Source organism: Erythrobacter sanguineus, assembly GCF_900143235.1.
Lineage (GTDB): Bacteria > Pseudomonadota > Alphaproteobacteria > Sphingomonadales > Sphingomonadaceae > Erythrobacter > Erythrobacter sanguineus.
The window spans coordinates 174,573-196,541 of the sequence record NZ_FRDF01000006.1 but is presented as its reverse complement, the minus strand read 5'-3'; the positions used below and the strand labels follow the sequence as shown (position 1 = coordinate 196,541).

The window sequence follows — 21,969 nt, the reverse complement described above, 5'->3', positions numbered from 1 at the left end:
CGGTGAGAGGGTCGTTCAGGTTGCCGGAGGGATAGGGGCTGGACAGATTCTAATAAAATACATATTTTCTGGGAAACCGTTCGGAAATTTAGAACTATGGCGACAATCAATCTCCACCACCTTCGGCTGTTCCGCGCGACTGCACGCGAAGGCACGCTGACGGCGGCGGCAAAGGCGCTCAACATCTCGCAGAGCGCGGTCTCGACCCAGATCAAGGCATTGGAGACCGATCTTGGACACAACCTGTTCGAGCGGCGCGGACGCAATCTAGTGCTTACCGAAGCGGGGCGGATCGCGCTGGATCACGCCGACGAGATTTTCCGCACCGCCGAACATCTCACAGCGACCTTCCGGATCGCGGGTGAACAGCGCCGGGTCTTGCGGATCGGCGCACTGGCAACGCTGTCGCGCAATTTCCAGATGCGTTTCCTCAAACCCCTGTTGGGGCGGGATGATGTCGAAGTGGTGCTGCGTTCGGGCACGCAGGCTAGCCTGCTGCGCGCGCTGGATGCGCTGTCGATCGATGTGGTGCTGACCAATCTTGTGCCCGCGCGCGATGCGGCGAGCCCCTATCTTGTGCGGCGCATTTCCGAACAACGGGTCAGCCTGGTGGGCACCGCGAAGCGGCTGGCGCTGGCCGGGCAGGGACTGCGTACGCTGCTGACGCGGGCCCCGCTGATCCTGCCGACGCCCGAAACATCGCTGCGGGCCGGTTTCGACGCGATCATCGAGAGCATGGGCATCGTCCCGCGCATCGCCGCCGAGGCCGATGATATGGCGATGATCCGGCTGCTGGCCCGCAGCGATGCCGGGGTGGCGGTGATCCCGCCAATCGTGGTGCAGGACGAGCTTGGCGCGGGCCTGCTATACGAACTATTCCAACTGCCCGAAATCACCGAACAATTCTGCGCTGTCACGATCGCGCGCACCTTTCCCAATCCCTTGCTGAAGGACGTGCTCGACCTTGCAGAGGAAGCGGCCGCAGTGGTCTGAACTGCGGTCAGGAGCGTTGCCGGGCTTGCAGGGGGTCATGGCGGGCAGTAAGGCCGCGCTCCACGCGAGAGGGATACATGCAGGAAACGCAATCCAGCACCGCCGCCCACACGGGGCGTCCGGTCATTTCCGCCACCGGACTTTTCACGCCGGCCGAATCGATCACCAACGCCGAACTGGTGGCAAGCTTCAACGCCTTCGCCGAACGGCACAACGCCGCCCACGCCGATGCAATCGCCGCCGGAAAGGCCGAGGCGCTGGCCTATTCCTCGGTTGAATTCATCGAGAAGGCGAGCGGGATCAAGGCCCGCCACGTGATGAGCAAGGCGCCGATCCTTGACCCCGACGTGATGTGTCCGCGCCTGCCCGAGCGCGGCAATGACGAGGTTTCGATCATGGCCGAAATCGGCGTTGCCGCCGCCCGGCAGGCGCTGGAGCGGGCCGGGCGCGATGCGAAGGATGTCGACGCGGTGCTGTGCGCAGCGTCCAACATGCAGCGCGCCTATCCGGCGATGGCGATCGAAATTCAGCAGGCACTGGGGATCGAGGGCTTCGGGTTAGACATGAACGTGGCATGCTCCTCGGCCACCTTCGGGATCCAGACCGCGGCCGATTATATTCGCGCCGGGAACGCCAAAAGCGTGCTGGTGGTCAGCCCCGAAATCACCTCGGGACATCTCAACTGGCGCGATCGTGACAGCCATTTCATCTTCGGTGACGTGGCAACCGCAGTGCTGGTGGAGGATGTAGGCATCGCTCCGGCGGAGCACTGGGACATCCTCGGCACGAAGTTGAAAACCGTGTTCTCGAACAACATCCGCAACAATTTCGGCTTTCTCAATCGCGCTGCGCCGGAAACGGCTGGGGCAGCGGACAAGCTGTTTGTCCAGGAAGGGCGCAAGGTGTTCAAGGAGGTCGTGCCGATGGTGGCGCAGATGATCCTTGATGAAGCTGCGCGGCTGGGGATTGATCCGGAACGCCTGCGGCGGCTGTGGCTGCATCAGGCGAATGCGGGCATGAATCGCCTGATTGCGCATAAGGTGCTGGGCCACGAAGCCAGCGAGGATGAAAGCCCGACCGTGCTCGACACCTATGGCAACACCTCCAGCGCCGGGTCGATCATCGCTTTCCACCAGCACAGCGATGATCTGGTTACGGGCGATACCGGGCTGATCTGCAGCTTCGGCGCAGGCTATTCGGCCGGGACGGTATTCGTTCGCAAAAGGGGCTGAGGTGCCGACTTGCTTGCGGGTCCGCCCCCCAGTCCCTAGATGCTGAGGCCATGGCAGGCGAAATTCTCGACAACAAGGGCCGCGGCGAGGCGGGCTGGCACTGGCCTGCGATCCATCCTGAGGGCCGCAAGTTCGGCCTGATAGCGGTTGCAGTCAGTCTGGTCTTTCTGGTGCTGCTCGACTGGGGCATCATCGGCTGGCCGCTCATGCTGCTTTCGGTCGGGGTGTTCGCCTTTTTCCGCGATCCCGAGCGGGTGGTGCCGCAAGGCGAATCCGCGATCGTCGCGCCGGCTGACGGGTTGGTCACCCAGATCGAGGACACCGAACCGCCGCTCGAAATGCAGATCGATGATGGTTCGGGCTATCCCGGATTGCCGGCTGGGCAGGTGACGCGGATCTCGATTTTCATGACTGTTTTCGATGTCCATATCAACCGCACACCGGTCGGCGGAACCGTGCGGCGGGTGGTGTATATCCCCGGCAAGTTCATGAGCGCCGAACTCGACAAGGCAAGCGCGGAAAACGAACGTCAACATATTCTGATCGAGCGCAGCGACGGGTTGAGGCTGGGCTTCACCCAGATTGCCGGACTTGTGGCGCGGCGGATTGTCCCGTTCGTCAAGCCGGGCGACATTGTTGCCAAGGGGCAGCGGGTCGGACTGATCCGTTTCGGCAGCCGGGTCGATGTCTATCTTCCCGCCGGAACCGATCCCAAGGTCATGATCGGCCAGACTATCATTGCGGGCGAGACGGTTCTGGCTGAAATCGGTGAGCGCGGCTTGATCGAAGGGATTTCCCAGTGATCGCGGAAATGATCAGCACGGCGCGCTGGGCTGAGCGCGCATGAGCCGTCGTCCCAAGCTGCGCCGGGCCGCGTTTCTGCCTGCCAGGGTCGGCCCCAAGGCGGCCGAGGACGAGGAAGGCCCGGTTGTCGGAGACGCTGCCGGGCTGACGCTGAGGGCAATGCTGCCCAACGCAATCACCGCGGCGGCGCTGTGTGCTGGACTTACGGGCATCCGTTTCGCCATTGATGGCGAATGGTCCTACGCCATCCTTGCGGTGGTGCTGGCCGGCGTGCTCGACGGGATCGACGGGCGCATTGCCCGCCTGCTCAACGCCCAGTCGCGGTTCGGGGCCGAGCTTGATTCGCTGGCCGATTCGCTATCCTTCGGGGTGGCCCCGGCACTGATCCTGTTTCTGTGGTCGCTACAGGACCTGCCACGCTTTGGCTGGTTTGCCGCGCTCGCCTTTGCAATCAGCTGCGCGCTTAGATTGGCGCGCTTCAACGCCCGGATCGATGTTGACGAACAGCCCCACAAATCGGCCGGATTTCTCACGGGCGTTCCTGCACCTGTCGGGGCAGGGTTGGCCTTTATCCCGTTCTACCTTTGGAACGAGACTGGTCTCGAAATCTTCCGTAACCCGGTGGTGATGGCGCTGTGGCTCAGCGTGATCGCAGTGCTGATGATCTCCAACATGGCGACCTTGAGCTGGGCATCGTTGCGGCCGCGCAAAGCTATCCGGCTATGGCTCATTGCCTTTGTCGCGCTGGCCTTTGCCGCCCTTTTGCTGGAGCCGTGGTGGACGCTGGCGGCGATCTGTATCACCTATCTTGCGCTGATGCCTTACGGGCTTGTCAAATATGGCCGGATCAAGCGACGCCGCGCGCAAGAGCAGGCAACGGTCGCAGCATCGGCGATCGACGCGGCAGGATAACCGCCCCCGCGTGCCGGGCCGCGGCCCGCAGCCGGACTTCGCGCGGATCGACCTGCATCGTGAAACCCGCCCCCATCAGCGCGCGCTCTCGCATCAGCATGGCATAGGCCTGGCCTGCCTTGAGAGCGCTGTCCACCAGGCTGAACGTGGCGGCCGCGGCAGCAATCGCGAACAGCAGGTTGATGGCAAGTGCAAGCATGACGGCGTCCTTCTCAATACAATGTTCGTTTTTTGTTCTGACGCGCTTGTTCCCCACATGTTCTGCGCTGTCAAGCGGGTTTTGCACGCCGGCAGGGTGAATTTTTGTGGCTTTGCGCACATTCAGGGCTGGATTTTCTGCGGCACCCCCGGTAAGGGCGCGCTCGCTTCAGGGTAGGCAGTTGGCCTGTCCTGCGGCAAATTCACATGGAAGGCGCATATACCGGTGCCGTTTGCGGGAGATTCCGCACACGCGGTTCCAGCCTTTCAGAGGAACAACCGGAAAGGAATTACCTATGGCGGCACCTGTCGTCACAATGCAGCAATTGATCGAGGCCGGCGCTCACTTCGGCCACCAGACCCACCGCTGGAACCCGCGCATGAAGCCGTATATTTTCGGCGCGCGCAACGGTGTCCACATCATCGACCTGTCGCAGACCGTGCCGCTGTTTGCGCGCGCGCTCGATTTCGTCGAATCGACCGTGCGTTCGGGCGGCAAGGTGCTGTTCGTTGGCACCAAGCGTCAGGCGCAGGAGCCGATCGCGGAAGCCGCGCGCGCTTCGGGCCAGCATTTCGTCAACCACCGTTGGCTGGGCGGGATGCTCACCAACTGGAAGACCATCTCGGGTTCGATCCGCCGTTTGAAGGCGCTGGAAGAAATGCTCTCGGGCGACACCAGTGGCTTGACCAAGAAGGAAGTGCTCCAGCTCACCCGTGAGCGTGAGAAGCTGGAAATGTCGCTCGGCGGCATCCGCGACATGGGCGGCATTCCGGACGTGATGTTCGTGATCGACGCAAACAAGGAAGATCTCGCCATCAAGGAAGCGGCCGTGCTCGGCATTCCGGTTATCGGGATTCTCGATACCAATGTTGATCCGTCGAACATCGCCTTCCCGGTCCCGGGCAACGACGATGCGGCGCGCGCAGTGCGGCTTTACTGCCAGGCGATCGGCGATGCCGCGCTTGCGGGCAAAGGCAAGTTCCAGGCCGACGTGTCGAGCGATTTCGGTGCGATGGAAGAGCCGCCGGTCGAGGCCGTGGCGGAAGAGACCCCGGCTGAGGATGCTGCAAGCGAGGCCCAAACCGCCTGATCGATGCGAAGACCGCGCGCCCGCATGCCGGGCTGCGCGCGTCAATCACACGTCACATTTGCATATTAGCGCGCCGGGCACACCCACAAGGTGCCCGGCGGGCCCAGACACAAGAAGGAAATTCCCATGGCCGATTTCTCCGTCGCCGATGTGAAGAAGCTGCGCGAGCGCACCGGCGCTGGCATGATGGACGCCAAGAAGGCGCTGACCGAAGCGGGCGGCGACATCGAAGCCGCCGTTGACGCGCTTCGGGCCAAGGGCCTTGCCACTGCCCAGAAAAAGTCCAGCCGCACGGCCGCGGAAGGTCTCGTCGGCGTGGCTGTCGAAGGTACCCGCGGCGTTGCGGTCGAGGTCAATTCGGAGACCGATTTCGTCGCCAAGAACGACAAGTTTCAGGATTTCGTGCGCAAGGCGACCACTGTCGCGCTCGAGCTTGCGAATGACGATGTCGACGCGCTCAAGGCTGCGGCCTATCCCGATGGCGGTACTGTCGCAGACAAGCTGACCGACAATGTCGCCACCATCGGCGAAAACCAGCAGATCCGCCGGATCAAGACCGTTTCGGTCGATAAGGGCGCAGTTGTGTCCTACATGCACACCGCCGCTGCCGAAGGCCTAGGCAAGATCGGCGTGCTGATCGCGCTGCAAAGCGAAGCGGGCGCGGATGTGCTCGAACCGCTCGGCAAACAGTTGGCCATGCACGCGGCTGCCGCCTTCCCGATGGCGCTCGATGCCGACAGCCTTGATGCCGAAGTGATCGAGCGTGAGCGCAAGGTGGCTGCAGAAAAGGCCGCTGAAACTGGCAAGCCCGAAGATGTGCAGGCCAAGATGGTCGATGGTGCGGTGAAGAAGTTCGCCAAGGAAAACGCGCTGCTCAGCCAGATCTTCGTCATGGACAACAAGACCGTGATTGCCGATCTGGTAGCGCAGGCCGGCAAGGCTGCGGGCACCCCGATCGTGCTCAAGGACTATGTCCGCTTCCAGCTCGGTGAAGGCATTGAGAAGGAAGAAACCGATTTCGCAGCGGAGGTGGCTGCGGCTGTCGCGGGCTGATCTTCTGCCATAGAAAATCATGGCGGCCGTCGCAGCTTTGGATGCTGCGGCGGCCGTTTGCCTGTCTGGGGCCGGGCGGGGTGTTACCTTACCCTTTGCGCATTGGCAGATTGCCGGTTAAGTGCGGCGCACCCAGACCATTGCCCCAAGATTCCATCCGGAGCGTTCGTTTCCCATGCATCTTCCTCCCATCAAGCGCGTGCTGCTCAAACTCTCGGGCGAAGTGCTTATGGGCGGGCAGCAGTTCGGGATTGATCCGGCCTTTGTGGCCGAACTCGCCAAAGAGGTGAAGGCGGCCAAGGATACCGGGCTTGAAATCTGCCTCGTCATCGGTGGCGGCAATATCTTTCGCGGGATGGCAGGTGCAGCGCAGGGGATGGACCGCGCGCAGGCCGATTATATGGGCATGCTGGCGACGGTGATGAATGCGCTCGCCATGCAGAACGCATTGGAACAGCTGGGTGTCGACACCCGCGTGCAGAGCGCGATCCAGATGGATCAGGTGTGCGAGCCGGTGATCCGCCGCCGCGCCGAACGCCACCTTGAAAAGGGCCGGGTGGTGATCTTCGCCGCCGGGGTCGGCAGCCCTTATTTCACCACCGACAGCGGGGCGGCACTGCGCGCGGCGGAAATGAAGTGCGATGCGTTGCTGAAAGGCACCAGTGTCGACGGGGTCTATGACAGCGATCCCAAGCGCAATCCCGATGCCAAGCGGTTCGATACCGTCACCTATGACAAGGTGTTGGCCGATAATCTCAGGGTCATGGATGCCTCTGCCGTCGCGCTGTGCCGTGACAACCAGATCCCCATTCTGGTGTTTTCGATCCGCGAAAAGGGCAATCTTGCCCGCGTGCTGGCGGGTAAGGGCGTCCAGACCATCGTGCAAGACAACTGACAGCGAAGAAGAAAAAGGAAGCCTGACGGATGCCGCAATATGACAAGGCCGACATCGAGCGTCGGATGAAGGGTGGGGTGGATGCACTCAAGAGCGATCTGCAAGGCCTGCGCACCGGGCGCGCCAACACCACCTTGCTCGATCCGGTGGTGGTCGAGGTCTATGGCGCGATGATGCCGCTCAATCAGGTCGCCACCGTCTCGGCGCCCGAGCCGCGGATGCTGAGCGTGCAGGTCTGGGACCGTTCCAACATGACCGCGGTGGAAAAGGGCATTGCTCATGCCAATCTTGGCCTCAACCCGATCATTGATGGCCAGACCCTGCGTCTGCCGATCCCCGATCTGACGCAGGAACGCCGCAAGGAACTCGCCAAGCTCGCCGGGCAATATGCCGAAAAGGCCAAAATCGCGATCCGCAACGTGCGCCGCGACGCGATGGAAAGCCTCAAGACCGACGAGAAGAAGAAGGAAATCTCGGAGGACGAGCGCAAGCGGTCAGAAGACGAGGTCCAGAAACTCACTGACAAATATGTCGCCGAAACCGACGAAGCGGCGGCGAAGAAGGAACAGGAAATCCTGACCCAGTAAGGTCGGCTGCCCGGATCGTTAGGAACAGGCTTGGATTCGCATCGCGCAAGACATGTCGCCATCATCATGGATGGCAATGGGCGCTGGGCCAAGAAGCGCGGCCTGCCGCGCGCGGTCGGCCATCAGCGTGGGGTCGAGGCGGTGCGGAGGCTGGTGCGCAGCCTTGCGCCGACCGGGCTGGAATGCCTGACGCTCTATGCCTTCTCGTCTGAGAACTGGAAGCGGTCCGAGGACGAGGTCGATGATCTGATGAACCTGATGCGGCGGTTCATCAAATCCGATCTGCCCGAATTCGTGGCCAATAATGTGAAGCTCAAGATCATCGGCGACTGGCAGTCGCTTGCGCCCGATATCGTCGCCATGCTCGAAGACGCGCTGGCGCAGACCGCGAATGGCCAGCAAACGCTGGCGGTGGCGCTCAATTACGGCGGGCAGCACGAAATCGCCCGCGCTGCAGCCAAGGCGGCGGCGGCAGGCGAAGTGACGATTGAAAGTCTTGCGGCCCATCTCGATACCCATGATCTGCCGCCGCTGGATCTGCTGATCCGGACCAGCGGCGAAATCCGCCTGTCCAACTTCCTGCTGTGGCAATCGGCCTATGCCGAAATGCTGTTCGTCGACACGCTGTGGCCCGATTTCGAGCCCGCGCACCTGACCCAGGCGCTCGATGATTTTGTCCGGAGGGAGCGGCGTTATGGTGGACGCTGAAAGCCCGCTCGGCGCGCCCGGCAAGGCGGCGTCTGACCTGCCGGTGCGGCTCGGATCGGCGGTGGTGATGCTGGTCATTTCCGCCGGGGCGCTGTGGCTGGGCGGGTGGTTATGGACGGGTTTCATCACGCTGCTGGCGCTGGGCGTGTTGCGGGAATGGAACCGGCTGGTCTCCTACTTCGGCGTGTCCGGGGTGGGCGAGACGGCGTGGTTCTTCGGCGGCGTGGTCTATATCGGCGGCGCGGCGCTGGCGATGATGGCGCTCCGCAACGGGGCGCACTTCCTGCCGGTTAACGGGCAGAGCCTGGGCTACGGCCCGCTTGAAGTGCTGATCGGCTACATCGCGCCGATCATCGCGGTCGATGCCGGGGCCTATTTTGCCGGACGCGCCATTGGCGGGCCAAAGATTGCGCCCAGAATCAGCCCGTCCAAGACATGGGCGGGGCTTGGTGGGGGGGCGATTGCGGCAGGACTGGTGGCGATCGGTAATGAACTGGCCGATTTCGGCCCGGCTTCGGCATCTCCCGGTTATGACATGACAAGCCTTGCGCTCGCACTTGCGGCTGGCGGGCTGATCGCGGTTCTGGCGCAGACGGGGGATTTCTTCGAAAGCTGGATGAAACGCCGCGCCGGGGTGAAGGATTCGGGCAACCTCATTCCGGGGCATGGCGGGCTGTTTGACCGGCTCGATGGTTTTCTTGCGGTGTTCTTCATGCTGTTTGTGATTGCAACTGCCATGCGTTTGCTGGGATGATGGAGCGATGACGCGTACGCTTACCTTGCTTGGGGCCACCGGATCGATCGGCGCATCTACGCTTGATCTGGTGCGCCGCAATCGCGGCGCGTGGTGCGTGGAGGCGCTGACGGCCAATGGTAGCGCGGCCGAGCTCGCAGCGCTGGCCCGGGAATTCGGCGCGAAGATCGCGGTGGTGGGCGAAGAGGCGTTCCTGCCCGAATTGCGCGATGCGCTGGCGGGGAGCGGGATCGCGGCGGCAGGCGGCAGGCAGGCATTGTGCGAGGCGGCGGCACGGCCAGTCGATATGACGGTGGCGGCGATTGTCGGTTGCGCGGGGCTTGGCCCGGTGATGGCTGCGATTGAGCGTGGCGGGACCATCGCGCTGGCCAACAAGGAGGCGCTGGTTTCGGCTGGCGAGGTGATGATGCAGGCTGTCGCGAAACACGGCGCGACCTTGCTGCCGACCGATTCCGAACACAACGCAATCTTTCAGTGCCTGTCCGGAAACCGGATCGAGGATGTCGCAAGGATCACCCTGACTGCCAGCGGCGGCCCGTTGCGCACATGGAGCGCGGAGCGCCTGGCCGCGGCGACTCCGGCGGAGGCGGTCGCCCATCCCAACTGGTCGATGGGCGCGAAGATCAGCGTCGATTCCGCCACCATGATGAACAAGGGGCTCGAATATATCGAGGCCTTTCACCTGTTCCCGGTCGGGCTGGACAAGCTGGGCATCGTCGTCCACCCACAAAGTGTGATCCATTCGATGGTCGAGTTCCGCGACTGTTCGACACTGGCGCAACTTGGCCCTTCGGATATGCGCGTGCCGATCGCCTCGTGCCTTGCCTGGCCGCAGCGGATGGAAACGCCGCTGGCGCCGCTCGATCTGGCGGCCATCGGGCAACTGACTTTTGAGCCTGCTAACGAGGCGCTGTTTCCCGCGACCCGGCTTGCGCGTGAGGCGATTGAGGCAGGTGGTGCCGCCCCGGCGATACTCAATGCCGCCAATGAAATTGCGGTCGCCGCATTTCTTGCCGGTCAGATCAGGTTCACCCGGATTGCGGCAATGGTGGAAGAAGTGCTGCAACGCAGCAATGATGCACCGCGCCCGGCGACACTCGATGAAGTGCTCGCCGTCGATCAATCGGCACGCAGGCAAGCCCTCAGCCTGTTGGAGACTTCTGCCCTTGTTTGACACCCCCCCGTTCTGGATGTATGTCGCCGGCTTCCTGCTGGTGCTCGGCCCGCTTGTCACCTTGCACGAACTGGGTCACCTGCTCGTCGGGCGTCTGTTTGGCGTTAAGGCAGAGGCGTTTTCGGTCGGCTTCGGCAAGGAAATTGCCGGTTTCACCGACAAGCAGGGCACCCGCTGGAAGCTCTCCGCGCTGCCGCTGGGCGGTTATGTGCAGTTTAAGGGCGACATGAACCCGGCCTCGGTTCCCGATGCGAACGCGCCGAAAGAAGAGGGCAGTTTCCAGCACGCCGCGCTGTGGAAGCGATCACTGATTGTCGCCGCCGGGCCGGTCACCAACCTGCTCGTCGCAATTGCCATATTCGCGGCTTTCTATGCGGTGCTCGGCAAGCCGGTGATCGAAGGACCGGAGGATTCCCGCACCATCGGCAGTTTCGCTGAGGCAACGGCGGGGCGGGATGCAGGCTTGGAGGTCGGCGATCTGATCGTCGCTATCGATGGCGATGCAGTCGCCGATTTCAACGCCATCCAGCAGAAGGTCGCGCTGCATCCGGACACGCGCATGGTTTTCACGGTCGAGCGTGCGGGCGAGCGGGTCGATATTCCGTTGACGACCGATCGCCATGTCGAAACCGACAGCTTCGGCAACCAGAGCGCGATCGGGCGGATCGGAGTCGTGCCATCCGGCGGCCAATATGTGTTCGAGGACGTCGGTGTGCTTGAATCAGTGCCGCTGGCTGCCGGGCAGAGCTGGGATCTGATGGGCATGATGGTGACCGGCATCAAGCAGATCATTGTTGGGGAACGATCTTTCAAGGAACTTGGCGGCCCGCTCAAGATCGCCAAATATTCGGGCGAGCAGATGAGCCTCGGCGTTGCCGCATTCGTGAATTTTGCCGCGCTGATCTCGCTTAATTTGGCATTCATCAACTTCTTGCCAATCCCCGCGCTCGATGGCGGGCACCTGATGTTTTACGCGGCCGAAGCGATCCGTCGCAAGCCGGTGGGACCGCAGGCAACCGAATGGGCCTATCGCACCGGTATTGCGCTGGTGCTGATGCTGATGGTGGTGGTGACGGTGAATGACCTTTTCTCGTTGCCCTTGTTCGGCAGTTGACGCAGCAGGAGCGCAGATCATCGGTTTGCCGTGGAAAGCGGGCCGCACGGCGCGCAATGCCCGGCCACGCGGCTTGATTGCGCAGGGCACATCGGGCAGAGGCTTGCCGGGTGGCAGCCGGACAGCGGTGTATGGCTTCATTCAGAAGCGTCGCGTGTCGCGGGGGCATGTTACGACAGACAGGTTGGACGGGACTTTAGCTGCATGAACCGAACGAGCGAGACGGGCCTTGCGCCGGTCAATTGCCAGGCTGGCCGGTCGCGGAGCGGGCGGCTTGCCGTAGCGCTGTGCTGTGGTTCGATGCTGGCCGGTGTTCCCGGCGCCGCTCTTGCCCAGTCGCAGCAGCCGCCTGCTGCCAGCGCTGAGCAACCGGCGACCCAGACTGCAACCCAGCCTGCTCCCGCACCTGCCCCGCAGGCCGACGTCATCCGCACCATCAGCGTGGTTGGCGCCGAGCGGCTAGAGCCGACCACCATTCTGAGCTACATCCGTTTGCGGGTGGGTCAGGAATATTCCGCCGTTGCCGCCGATGAAGCGATCAAGGATCTTGGCGCGACCGAGCTGTTCGCCAATTCCAGCATCCGCAACGACAATGGCAACGTCATCATCACGGTGACCGAGAATCCGGTGATCAACCGTATCGTGCTGGAAGGCAATGAACGCCTGAAGCCCGACAAGATCCTGCCTGAAATCAAGCTGGCGCCGCGCCAGATATTCACCCGCTCCAAAGTTCGCGCGGATGTTTCGCGGATCATAGAACTGTACAAGCGTCAGGGCCGCTTCGCCGCCAAGGTTGAACCCAAGCTGGTGCAGTTGCCGCAAAACCGTGTCGATATCGTGTTCGAGATAAGCGAAGGGCCGAAATCCAAGGTCCGCCAGATCAACATCCTCGGCAACGAGAAATTCTCCGACGGCGATCTGCGCGGCGAAATGGTGACCAAGCAGGCGCGGCTCACCAGCTTCTTAAGCTCGAACACCAGCTATGATCCGGATCGCCTCGCGTTCGACCAGCAGAAGCTGCGGCAATTCTATCTGACCGAAGGCTACGCCGATTTCCGCGTCGTTTCCGCAGTCGCCGAGCTGACGCCCGACCAGAAAGACTTCATCATCACTTACGTGGTCGAGGAAGGCGAGCGCTACAAGTTCGGCGAGGTCAAGGTCGACAGCCAGCTGCGCGACTTCGACAGCGACGCGATGAGCGGCAACCTGCCAATGAAGGGAGGCGACTGGTATAATGCCAAGACGGTCGAGGATACGGTCGAACAGCTGACCGAGCTGGCGGGCCGGTTTGGTTATGCCTTCGCCGACGTGCAGCCGCGCTTCAAAAGCAATCCCGAAGACCTGACGATGAACATCACCTTCATCCTGCGCGAGGCACCGCGCGTCTACGTCGAACGGGTGGACATCAACGGCAATACGCTGACCCAGGACAAGGTGATCCGCCGCGAATTCCGTCTCGCAGAAGGCGATGCATTCAACTCCCTCGGCGTTTTGCGGACCACGGCGCGCATCAATTCACTTGGCTATTTCCAGGAGAATTTCGAAGTTACGCAGGTTCAGGGCAGCGCGCCTGACAGGATCGTGCTCGAAGCCAATATCGAAGAACGGCCCACCGGCGAACTGCAATTCTCGGCAGGCTTCTCCTCGATCGAGCAGTTCATCCTTTCAGGCAGTATCCGCCAGCGCAATTTCCGCGGGCGTGGACAGACTGTCGGGCTCAGCGTCAATTATTCGCAGTTCTCGCGCGCGGCGCAGATCAGCTTTTCCGAACCCTATTTGTTTGATCGCAACATCTCGGCCGGGATCGACATCTACCGCCGCGACTTCAACAGCTTCAACTTCACCAACCGCGATCGCAACACGACCTTCCGGCAATCGACCACCGGTTTCGCGCTGCGTGCCGGCGTGCCGATGACCGAATACATGTCGTTGGTCGCCAGCTACACGCTCAACTATGAGGACGTGACGCTTGACGAGAACCAGTTCTTCTCCGACCTTGATGGCGATGGCGTTCGCGAATGCGATCCGCTGCTCGCAGGGCGATTCCTGTGTGATGCGCTCGGCACCCGGTTGAGTTCGATTGTTGGTCTCAGCCTCAACTATAATTCCCTGAATTCGCGGATCCGTCCGACCCGCGGCAAGACTGTCTCCTTGAGCGGGGAGTTCGCCGGTCTGGGCGGCGATGTCCGCTATGTGCGGTTCCGCGGACGCGGCCAGCAGTTCTGGAATGTCGGCAATTCGGGCTTCATCTTCTCGATCCTGGCCGAAGGTGGCACTATCATACCGCTGCAGGAACGCCCGGGGCCGGGGGTCGACGATGTGCTGCTGACCGACCGTTTCTTTCTAGGCGAGCCGCAGTTCCGCGGGTTTGCCATCCGCGGGGTCGGGCCGCGCGTGCTGACCCAGCGCTATGTTCCGGATCCTGGCGGCGGGCCGCCGAACCTCGTTACCGAACGTCGTCAGACCCGCGACGACGCGATCGGCGGGCGCAATTACTATCTCGGCCGTGCCGAGCTTGAGATTCCGCTTGGCAGCGGCGCGCGCGAACTCGGCCTCAGGCCCTCGATCTGGGCTGATATCGGTGCGCTGTGGGGGGTCGAGCAGCCCGTGTTGCAGGACAATCCCAACGGGCTCCAGTTGCAGGATGGCAATGGCAACCCGATCTTCATCGGGCCGGATGGTCTTGGAACAACCGATCCCGTCGCTCCTGACGGTACGCCTAACCAACCGGCAATCCGCCCGAACAGCGCCATCCGTGAGGTGTTTCTCGGGAATACGCCAAGCCCGCGCATCACTGCCGGGATCGGGGTCAACTGGAATTCGCCGTTCGGCCCCTTCCGCATCGACTTTGCCCAGACCATCCGCAGTGTCGAGGGCGACGACGAGCGTACCTTCACATTCAACGTAGGAACCCAATTCTGATGACTATCTTCACGAAACTTCTCGCCCCTGCTGGCGTGGCGCTCTGCGCCCTTGCTGCGCTGCCGGCCCATGCGCAGGTCGAAGGCCGTATCGCCACGGTTGACATTTCGCGCACGGTAATCGGCACCAACGCGTTCCAGACTGCCTATGAACAGGTCAACACCACCTACGCCCAGCAGAACGAACTGCGTCGCACCAAGGTGCAGGAGCGTCAGACCCTGCTCCAGACCTTCGACACCAATGGCGACAAGCAGGTCGATGATGCCGAGCTCGCAGCCAAGCAGAACGCGCCCGAGTTCGCCAAGCTGCAGACGCTTGAGCAGGAAATCCAGGGACTCAGCAACCAGATCGACGCCGCCCGGGTCTATGCCGTGGAACAGATCATCCTGCAGTATGGCGGTGCCTTGCAGGAAGTAACCACCCAGCAGCAGGTCAAGCTGGTGATCGATCCCGGTTCGCTGCTGTTCGCCGTACCCGAAGCCGATCTGACCGATCAGGTGACGACTTCGCTCAACGCCAAGGTGCCCGCGGTCGGCATCGTGCCGCCCACGGGTTGGCAGCCGAGCCGGGAGGCCGTGCAGCTTTATCAGGACATTCAGCAACGGCTGATGACCGCACAGATGATGCAGCAGCGCCAGCAGCAGCAGCAAGGCAATCCCGAGGCTCCGGTCGGCCGCTGAGGCCTGCGGCGCATATCGGACAAGGAGCAGGCGGATGAGCGAAGCAAGCATCACGGCCCCGGACGTGGTCGATTATGATATCGGCAGGATCCTTCAGGCCTTGCCGCATCGCTATCCCCTGCTGCTGGTCGACCGGGTGCGTTCGATTACGCTGGGTGAGCGCATCCACGCGATCAAGGCCGTGAGCATGAACGAGCAGTTCTTTCAGGGGCATTTCCCCGGTGCTCCGATCATGCCCGGTGTGCTCCAGATCGAGGCGCTGGCGCAGGCCGCCGGTATTCTCGGGATCGAGACGATGGAGCTGGCCGGGACGGGCAAGCTGGTGATCTTCATGGGGATCGAGAGCGCCAAGTTCCGTGCCCCGGTGACGCCTGGCTGCCTGCTCGACCTGCACGTGGAATTCACCCAGAAACGCAGCCGCGTCTACAAGTTCAAAGGTGTGGCCAGCGTCGAGGGCAAGACCACCTGCGAGGTCGAGTTCACTGCGATGATGACCGATCCGCCTGCCTGATCGGGCGCGCTACATCTAAGGTTGCATTTGACCGCAAACCCGATTAGGCGCGCGCCTTCTCCATTTCATAGCAGCGCCGGTCGGTACCGGCGCCATGCTGCAAAGGAAAATGTCATGAAGGCCGAAGGGCACCCCGATTATCACCTGATCACGGTCAAGATGACTGATGGCACCGAATATCAGACCCGCTCGACCTGGGGCAAGGAAGGCGACACCATGTCGCTGGAAATCGATCCCCTGAGCCATCCGGCCTGGACCGGTGGCCGTCAGCAGGTGCAGGAAGGCGGCCGCGTGGCCCAGTTCAACAAGCGCTTCGGCGGGCTTTCCCTCAAGAAGTAAACATCGCGCTTCAAAGTTTGCGGCCCTCGGGCTGCGAGAGGAAGGCGGCCCGACGGGGTCGCCTTTTTCGTTTACGGCGAGTTTGTTCGTCGTGCTGGCGCGCGTCAGCCAATCCCGAAAATCACGCGGCGCACTTGATGCAACGCGTTGCGATCGGACGGGCCTTGAGCCGCGCGGGCGCAATCTCCTCGCCGCAATTGGCGCAAAAGCCATAGGTTCCGGTGTCGATTCGTGACAGGGCGAGCCGGATCTGCCGCGCTTCGGCCAGAAGCACATTATCCACCCCTTCAAGCGCCTCGTCATCGGCAAGGTCGATCGCCTGTTCTTCCAGATCATCATCGAGCGGATGGCGCAGATCATCCTCGATCTCGCGAGAGCGCTCCATGATATCGGAAAGCCGCGCCTTCAATTGTTGCTCTATGGCGGAATAGTCGTTCATCAGCCCCTCCATGGCTTTTCCCGATACCACTTGGTTATCACATATTTGACGCCCTTGCGCACCTTCATCCCGTGGTGGAGCGTCGCCGGGTTGACCGCCCCATTTGCCAAGCGGTTGTTCCAGCACAACAATTTCCCACGCTCAGGATGAAAAGTCTTGTCGAGCGCCTTGAACCGGGTAGCACCTCCAGCGGCCACGTCATTGAGATAGATCATGAAGGTCCAGGTGCGGTTGCCGGAAAGCGCGCAGAACTTGGTGAAATCGCGTCCGCCGGGGGTGAAATAGTCGGTATGCGGTTTGAACTCCTGCCCGATGGCATAGCGCTGTCCCTGCAAGGGCTCGCCATAGGCCGGGTTCAACCCGCAAAGCTGTGTCAGCAGCGTTTCGAACCGTGCGACTGCGGGTAAATTGGCGTCCAGATCGCAGGTCTCGCTGGTGCGGAAATAGGCATCGCCATTGTCGTCCGCGATGGTCGAAGGGCGGCGGCCTTGCTCGATCAGTGCGATCAGCGCGTCGCACAGGTCATCCGGCACGAGGCCGCGCAGCTGAAACAATTCTGCCTTCGGGGTGGGAAGGCGTTGCATGCCGCTGAGGGCGCTCAGCCGCGAGACGATGGATTCGCCGCTCTCGATCATGTGATGCAGGATAGAACGCCGGCCCGTCTGCGCAATCACTTCGACCTCGGCGTAACAATCTTGCGCGAGATGCGTCACAAAGCAGTTTTCGCTTCCCATACACAGGGCTTTGTGCAAGAGGCGCTTCCCCGCCCACAGCGCACTTGACCGGGCGCGTGCCATGCGTAAACCGCGCGCCTTGCGCGGGCTTGGCAGCGACCGGACGGGTTGTTTTCGGGCAGGGGCGTGTGGCGATCGTAGCTCAGTTGGTTAGAGCGCCGGTTTGTGGTACCGGAGGTCGGGGGTTCGAGCCCCCTCGGTCGCCCCATCATCCTTCCCTGGCCATGTTCCCCGCGCCGGAAACGGGGATTCGCTGATGGCAGCTTTCTGGGCCGAGCCCGATTTCGACGCGCACGAATGTGTGCAACTGGTGCATGACCGGGTGAGCGGGCTGACGGCAATCATCGCGATCCATTCCACCCATCTCGGTCCGGCTGCGGGCGGCACCCGGTTCTGGCACTATGCCGATCCCGCGGGCGCGATGCGCGATGCGCTGCGCCTGTCGCGCGGGATGAGTTACAAGAACGCCATGGCCGGCCTGCCGATGGGCGGGGGCAAGGCGGTGATCCTGGCTGACAAAGCGCACACCAAGACCCCTGAAATGCTCGCCGCCTTCGGCGATGCGGTAGATGCGTTTGGCGGTCGTTATGTCACCGCCGAGGATGTCGGCATTACCGAGGCCGACATGGTCGCGGTGTCGCAGCGCACCGCGCATGTCTCGGGCCTTCCCGCGCAGGGCGAAGGCAGTGCGGGCGGCGATCCCGGCCCGTTCACCGCGATTGGCATCTATCACGGCATAAAGGCCGCGGTGCATTACAAACTGGGCAAGGACAGCCTTGCAGGCGTGCATGTCGCAGTGCAGGGCACTGGCAGCGTCGGTGGCGGTGTTGCGCGGCTTCTGGCGCAGGACGGTGCGAAGCTGACTTTCGCCGATATCCATGCCGAACGCGCCGCCGGGCTTGCCAGCGAACTGGGTGCCAATGTGGTTGCGTCCGAGGCGATAATGTCCGTCACTTGCGATGTGTTCAGCCCCAATGCGCTTGGTGCAATCCTCGATGAGGAAGGCATTGCCCGGCTCGATTGCGCGATTGTCGCGGGCGGGGCGAACAACCAACTGGCCCGGCCCGAGCACGGCGCGTTGCTGGCAGGTCGCGGCATCCTCTATGCCCCTGATTATGTAATCAATGCTGGCGGGATCATCTCGGTTGCGACCGAGTACCTTGCCCGCCGCCAAGGCGTTGCCGCCGATATCAACGAAGTGCGCAAACGGCTTGCCCAGATACCTGGGCGGCTGGAGGTGATCTGGCAGGAAAGCGATGCGACCGGCATATCGTCCGATGTCGTTGCCGACCGCATGGCGCAAGATCTTATCGGGCGCGGCTGACGGTCGCTGTGCAACGGGCATGGGGAACTATTCGGCCCTTGCATGAATTGCAGTCTTGTCCCGAGTGGGTGTAAGGCTACAAGCCCCGCCAGACCTGAACGTTTATGCATATTTTCGCCAACCCCACCCGTTTCCTCGCTCTGGCGAAGTGGCTGATGCCGCTCCTGTTCTGGAGCGGGCTGCTGCTGTCGCTCGGCGCAGTTATCTGGGGTCTGTTCATCGTGCCGCCCGACCGGCTGATGGGCGAGACGGTGCGGATCCTGTTTATCCACGTTCCCGCCGCATGGCTGGGCATGGGCGGCTGGGCCGGAATCGCGATTTCCAGCGCCATGCTGCTGATCTGGAAGCATCCGCTGGCGGCGCTGTCGGCGCGTGCTATTGCGGTCCCGGGGATGGTCTTCTGCGCCATCTGTCTTGCCACCGGATCAATCTGGGGTCGCCCGACATGGGGGACATGGTGGGAATGGGACGGCAGGCTGACTTCGATGCTCGTTCTGCTGTTCCTTTATGCCGGCTATATCGCGCTCACGCAGGCCGCCAGCCACGAGGGCGGATCAAGCAAGATCGCAGCGATTTTCGGGCTGGTGGGCGCGGTCAACGTGCCGATTATCAACCGTTCGGTGGTGTGGTGGAATTCGCTCCACCAGCCGCCCAGCATCACTATGGGCAAGAGCGCGATCGACGCCGCCTATCTGTGGCCGCTACTGGTTGCGGTGCTCGGCTTCTCGCTGCTGTTTGGTGCAATCGTGCTGATGCGGATGCGCACGCTGATCGCCGAAAGTCAGGTCGAGGCGCGGCTGCGACGCCGGGCGCTGGATGATGACGCACCGCTTGCCGCCAACCCCATGACCGAGCGCGCCTGATGCGCGAGAAGCTCGCCCAGTGGGATTTTGTGATGCTCGCCTATGGGGTGGGTCTGGTCACGCTGGCGGCACTCACCATCTGGGCATGGCGGGCGATGCGCCGGGCCGAATCGCGGCGCGATGCGACGCGGCGGCGTTGAAGCGAAAGGGATCAATCATGAAAGCCAAGCATCAACGCCTTGTCCTTGTCCTCATCGCCGTGCTGGCGATCGTCGGCGCGGGGCTGCTGGCGGCGTGGGCCTTGCGCAATCAGGCCAACTATTTCTACCTGCCCGAACAGATGGCGGCCACGCCCCCGGACGTGGGGCAAGCGGTGCGGCTGGGCGGGATGGTGCGTCCGGGCTCGATAACGACCGAGCCGGATGGGGTGACGGTCAATTTTCTGGTCACCGGCAATACCGCGGATGCAATTCCCGTGCGGTACAGCGGCATCCTGCCTGATCTGTTCGTCGAAGGATCGGGGGTGGTCGCCGAAGGCAGTCTTGGCGCGAACGGCATATTCCTTGCCACCAACCTGCTTGCCAAGCATGACGAGAATTATGTCCCGCGCGAACTTGAAGGCATGGGCACCAATCAGGCCGCCAAGGTTGCTGCCGGCACGATGGTGGATTTGAAGTAGTGATGCAAGACCGGACAGGGGCCAGACAATGATCGCCGAAATCGGGCTTGCCGCCCTGTGGTTCGCCGCTGCGCTGGCGGTGTTGCAGATGGTATCGGGCGCGTTTGCCTTGCGCAGCGCGGATGGCGCGCCCAACCCGATGGCAATCTATGCGCGGCCTGCGGCGGTGGTGCAGGCTTTGCTGGCGGTGCTGGCCTTCCTGATGCTCTTGTGGGCCTTTGCGATCACCGATCTTTCGATCAAGCTGGTCGCCACCAATTCGCATTCGATGAAGCCGATGATCTACAAGCTCACCGGCACATGGGGCAATCACGAAGGCTCGATGTTGCTGTGGGTGGGCGTGCTGGCGCTGTCGGGTGGGCTGCTTGCCGCATTCGAACGCCGTCTGCCCGAACGCACCATGGGCGCAACGCTGGCTGTGCAGGGGTTTGTGGGGCTGGGTTTCTACGCCTTCCTGCTGCTCTCCTCCAACCCGTTTGAGCGTCTGCCGGTGCCAGCGATCGAAGGCGTCGGGCTCAATCCGTTGCTGCAGGATATCGGCCTCGCGATCCACCCGCCGACGCTTTATGCTGGCTATGTCGGCCTGTCGGTTGCCTTCAGCCTCGCAATGGGCGCGCTGCTGACCAATCAGGTCAACCCTTCCTTCGCGCGGGTGTTGCGCCCGTGGGTGCTGGGCGCGTGGGTGCTGCTGACCTTCGGCATCACTGCCGGTTCCTACTGGGCCTATTACGAGCTTGGTTGGGGCGGCTGGTGGTTCTGGGATCCGGTCGAGAATGCCTCGTTCATGCCGTGGCTCGCCGCGACTGCACTGATGCATTCGGTCAGCGTGCTGGCCGCACGCGATGCTTTGCGGACGTGGACGATCATGCTGGGCGTGCTGGCGTTCTCGATGTCGATGCTGGGCACCTTCCTTGTGCGGTCGGGCGTGCTTACCAGCGTCCATGCCTTTGCGGTCGATCCGGAACGCGGCAGCTTCATCCTTGCGCTGCTGGGGCTCTATATCGGCGGGGCGTTCACCATCTTCGCCCTGCGCGCGGGCGCCGTGGCGGAGGGCAAGCGCTTTGCCGTCACCAGCCGTGAAGGCGCGCTGGTGTTCAACAACGTGATGCTGTCGGCGATTCTGGCGATCGTATTGCTGGGCACGCTCTACCCCTTGCTGACCGAGGCGTTCAATGTGCGCGTCAGCGTCGGCCCTCCCTATTTCAACCCGGCCAGCGCGATCTTTGCCGTGCCGATGTTCCTTGTAATGGCGGTCGGGCCGCTGCTGCGCTGGAAGGAAGACAAGCCTGCGCGCATCCAGTTCGAAGTCGCGCTGGTCGCCGCGGTTCTGATCGCGGTGATTTCGCTGGTGACGATCCTTGGCGATTATCCCTTTCTGCCGGTGCTGGGCCTTGGCCTTGCGCTGGCGCTGGGCGTCGCAGCCTTGCTGCCCTTGCGCGGACGCAAGCTGACCCGGGTTCCGGTGGCGACATGGGGCATGGTGCTGGCGCATTTTGGCGTGGCAGTGTCGCTGTTCGGGATGGCCTGCGAAGGCGCCTTCACGCAGGAACGCCTCGCCGCGGTCGCGCCCGGAGGCACCGAGCAGGTGGGTGATTTCGATGTCACGCTGGAAAGCGTTACCCCGGTTGCAGGGCCGAACTGGACCGCGATCGAAGCGCGAATTGCTGTCAGCCGCGATGGGGCTGAGCCGGTGATCCTGTCCCCGCAGGCGCGCAATTTCTGGTCGCCTGCACAAGCCACCAGCGAAAGCGCGCTGCTGACCCGCTGGGACGGCCAGCTTTATGCGGTGATCGGCAATCAGGCCGAAGACGGGCGCTGGCAGATCCGGGTGTGGTGGAAGCCGTTTGTCACCTTCATCTGGTATGGCGGCCTGTTGATCGCATTGGGCGGTGTGCTGGCGATTGCCGGGCGCGTGCGAGTGGATCTGAAGCGCCGCAAGGCCGAGGAACTTGGCGAAGCGCGCCGTGCCGACCTGGCCGAGCTTGGGGCGCATGACGCCGAGCCGTTTCCGGCGGAGTAGGTA

Annotated in this window: 24 protein-coding genes and 1 tRNA gene; 22 read left to right on the top strand and 3 right to left on the bottom strand. The window is 62.6% G+C overall.

Going from position 1 to position 21,969, the window contains the following annotated elements; all coding sequences use genetic code 11:
* The first annotated feature begins 96 nt into the window (after positions 1-96).
* From BUA05_RS06755 to BUA05_RS06740, 4 genes are all read left to right on the top strand, one after another.
* Positions 97-993: a LysR family transcriptional regulator gene (locus BUA05_RS06755; protein WP_072673893.1), complete on the top strand. Its 897-nt coding sequence runs from the start codon at positions 97-99 to the stop codon at positions 991-993.
* Positions 994-1,070: 77 nt separating this feature from the next.
* A complete protein-coding gene (locus BUA05_RS06750; protein ID WP_072673892.1) occupies positions 1,071-2,225 on the top strand; it encodes a beta-ketoacyl-ACP synthase III in 1,155 nt (384 codons plus the stop codon).
* A gap of 50 nt (positions 2,226-2,275) precedes the next feature.
* Positions 2,276-3,028 (top strand): phosphatidylserine decarboxylase, encoded by a 753-nt coding sequence (locus BUA05_RS06745; RefSeq protein WP_072673891.1) that lies wholly within the window; start codon positions 2,276-2,278, stop codon positions 3,026-3,028.
* Positions 3,029-3,068: 40 nt separating this feature from the next.
* Positions 3,069-3,941, top strand: a complete 873-nt coding sequence (locus tag BUA05_RS06740; protein ID WP_084662504.1) for a CDP-alcohol phosphatidyltransferase family protein — start codon at positions 3,069-3,071, stop codon at positions 3,939-3,941.
* Here BUA05_RS06740 and BUA05_RS06735 read toward each other — a convergent pair.
* Positions 3,877-4,227 (bottom strand): hypothetical protein, encoded by a 351-nt coding sequence (locus BUA05_RS06735; RefSeq protein ID WP_178139152.1) that lies wholly within the window; start codon positions 4,225-4,227, stop codon positions 3,877-3,879. The two genes, BUA05_RS06740 and BUA05_RS06735, sit on opposite strands and share 65 nt — an antisense overlap.
* A gap of 208 nt (positions 4,228-4,435) precedes the next feature.
* On the opposite strand from BUA05_RS06735, the gene rpsB reads away from it, so the two are divergent.
* The 12 genes from rpsB (at position 4,436) to rpmE (ending at position 15,967) form a co-directional block, all read left to right on the top strand.
* Positions 4,436-5,230, top strand: coding sequence for a 30S ribosomal protein S2 (gene rpsB, locus BUA05_RS06730; RefSeq protein WP_072673889.1), 795 nt, complete (start codon positions 4,436-4,438; stop codon positions 5,228-5,230).
* Between the two features lie 126 nt (positions 5,231-5,356).
* Entirely contained in the window at positions 5,357-6,283 is a 927-nt protein-coding gene (gene tsf, locus BUA05_RS06725) for a translation elongation factor Ts (protein ID WP_072673888.1), read from the top strand.
* A gap of 175 nt (positions 6,284-6,458) precedes the next feature.
* Positions 6,459-7,178 carry a UMP kinase gene (pyrH, locus tag BUA05_RS06720; RefSeq protein ID WP_072673887.1) on the top strand — a complete coding sequence of 240 codons (720 nt, stop codon included), beginning with the start codon at positions 6,459-6,461 and terminating at the stop codon, positions 7,176-7,178.
* Between the two features lie 29 nt (positions 7,179-7,207).
* The gene (frr, locus tag BUA05_RS06715) at positions 7,208-7,765 is read left to right on the top strand and encodes a ribosome recycling factor (RefSeq protein ID WP_072673886.1); all 558 of its coding nucleotides are present in this window, start codon (positions 7,208-7,210) and stop codon (positions 7,763-7,765) included.
* Positions 7,766-7,831: 66 nt separating this feature from the next.
* Positions 7,832-8,473 (top strand): polyprenyl diphosphate synthase, encoded by a 642-nt coding sequence (gene uppS, locus BUA05_RS06710; RefSeq protein ID WP_245790121.1) that lies wholly within the window; start codon positions 7,832-7,834, stop codon positions 8,471-8,473.
* Positions 8,460-9,227 carry a phosphatidate cytidylyltransferase gene (locus BUA05_RS06705; protein WP_072673884.1) on the top strand — a complete coding sequence of 256 codons (768 nt, stop codon included), beginning with the start codon at positions 8,460-8,462 and terminating at the stop codon, positions 9,225-9,227. Before uppS ends, BUA05_RS06705 begins: the two co-directional genes overlap by 14 nt.
* A gap of 7 nt (positions 9,228-9,234) precedes the next feature.
* The gene (gene dxr / locus BUA05_RS06700; RefSeq protein ID WP_072673883.1) at positions 9,235-10,401 is read left to right on the top strand and encodes a 1-deoxy-D-xylulose-5-phosphate reductoisomerase; all 1,167 of its coding nucleotides are present in this window, start codon (positions 9,235-9,237) and stop codon (positions 10,399-10,401) included.
* A gap of 16 nt (positions 10,402-10,417) precedes the next feature.
* Positions 10,418-11,515: an RIP metalloprotease RseP gene (gene rseP, locus BUA05_RS06695; RefSeq protein ID WP_072673882.1), complete on the top strand. Its 1,098-nt coding sequence runs from the start codon at positions 10,418-10,420 to the stop codon at positions 11,513-11,515.
* A gap of 204 nt (positions 11,516-11,719) precedes the next feature.
* Complete coding sequence (bamA, locus tag BUA05_RS06690) at positions 11,720-14,437, top strand: outer membrane protein assembly factor BamA (protein WP_072673881.1); 2,718 nt, start codon at positions 11,720-11,722, stop codon at positions 14,435-14,437.
* Positions 14,437-15,117: an OmpH/Skp family outer membrane protein gene (locus BUA05_RS06685; protein ID WP_072673880.1), complete on the top strand. Its 681-nt coding sequence runs from the start codon at positions 14,437-14,439 to the stop codon at positions 15,115-15,117. Before bamA ends, BUA05_RS06685 begins: the two co-directional genes overlap by 1 nt.
* Before the next feature lie 34 nt (positions 15,118-15,151).
* Positions 15,152-15,628 (top strand): 3-hydroxyacyl-ACP dehydratase FabZ, encoded by a 477-nt coding sequence (gene fabZ / locus BUA05_RS06680; RefSeq protein WP_072673879.1) that lies wholly within the window; start codon positions 15,152-15,154, stop codon positions 15,626-15,628.
* 114 nt (positions 15,629-15,742) lie between these two features.
* Positions 15,743-15,967, top strand: a complete 225-nt coding sequence (rpmE, locus tag BUA05_RS06675) for a 50S ribosomal protein L31 (RefSeq protein ID WP_072673878.1) — start codon at positions 15,743-15,745, stop codon at positions 15,965-15,967.
* Between the two features lie 121 nt (positions 15,968-16,088).
* Here the strand turns inward: rpmE and BUA05_RS06670 are convergent, their stop codons facing one another.
* Both BUA05_RS06670 and BUA05_RS06665 read right to left on the bottom strand, forming a co-directional pair.
* Positions 16,089-16,406, bottom strand: coding sequence for a TraR/DksA family transcriptional regulator (locus BUA05_RS06670; protein ID WP_072673920.1), 318 nt, complete (start codon positions 16,404-16,406; stop codon positions 16,089-16,091).
* Entirely contained in the window at positions 16,406-17,041 is a 636-nt protein-coding gene (locus BUA05_RS06665) for a prolyl hydroxylase family protein (protein WP_072673919.1), read from the bottom strand. The genes BUA05_RS06670 and BUA05_RS06665 overlap by 1 nt, the downstream gene beginning before the upstream one ends.
* A gap of 230 nt (positions 17,042-17,271) precedes the next feature.
* On the opposite strand from BUA05_RS06665, the gene BUA05_RS06660 reads away from it, so the two are divergent.
* The 6 genes from BUA05_RS06660 to BUA05_RS06640 all read left to right on the top strand — a co-directional run bounded on the left by BUA05_RS06660 (position 17,272) and on the right by BUA05_RS06640 (position 21,966).
* Positions 17,272-17,348: transfer RNA gene (locus tag BUA05_RS06660), tRNA-His, on the top strand.
* 48 nt (positions 17,349-17,396) lie between these two features.
* The gene (locus BUA05_RS06655) at positions 17,397-18,464 is read left to right on the top strand and encodes a Glu/Leu/Phe/Val family dehydrogenase (RefSeq protein WP_072673877.1); all 1,068 of its coding nucleotides are present in this window, start codon (positions 17,397-17,399) and stop codon (positions 18,462-18,464) included.
* Positions 18,465-18,568: 104 nt separating this feature from the next.
* Positions 18,569-19,327: a heme ABC transporter permease CcmC gene (ccmC, locus tag BUA05_RS06650; RefSeq protein WP_072673876.1), complete on the top strand. Its 759-nt coding sequence runs from the start codon at positions 18,569-18,571 to the stop codon at positions 19,325-19,327.
* Entirely contained in the window at positions 19,327-19,467 is a 141-nt protein-coding gene (ccmD, locus tag BUA05_RS14730; RefSeq protein ID WP_169711471.1) for a heme exporter protein CcmD, read from the top strand. Before ccmC ends, ccmD begins: the two co-directional genes overlap by 1 nt.
* A 17-nt stretch (positions 19,468-19,484) precedes the next feature.
* Positions 19,485-19,946 carry a cytochrome c maturation protein CcmE gene (ccmE, locus tag BUA05_RS06645; protein ID WP_072673875.1) on the top strand — a complete coding sequence of 154 codons (462 nt, stop codon included), beginning with the start codon at positions 19,485-19,487 and terminating at the stop codon, positions 19,944-19,946.
* A gap of 28 nt (positions 19,947-19,974) precedes the next feature.
* Positions 19,975-21,966, top strand: a complete 1,992-nt coding sequence (locus BUA05_RS06640) for a heme lyase CcmF/NrfE family subunit (protein WP_072673874.1) — start codon at positions 19,975-19,977, stop codon at positions 21,964-21,966.
* The last annotated feature ends 3 nt before the right edge of the window (positions 21,967-21,969 follow it).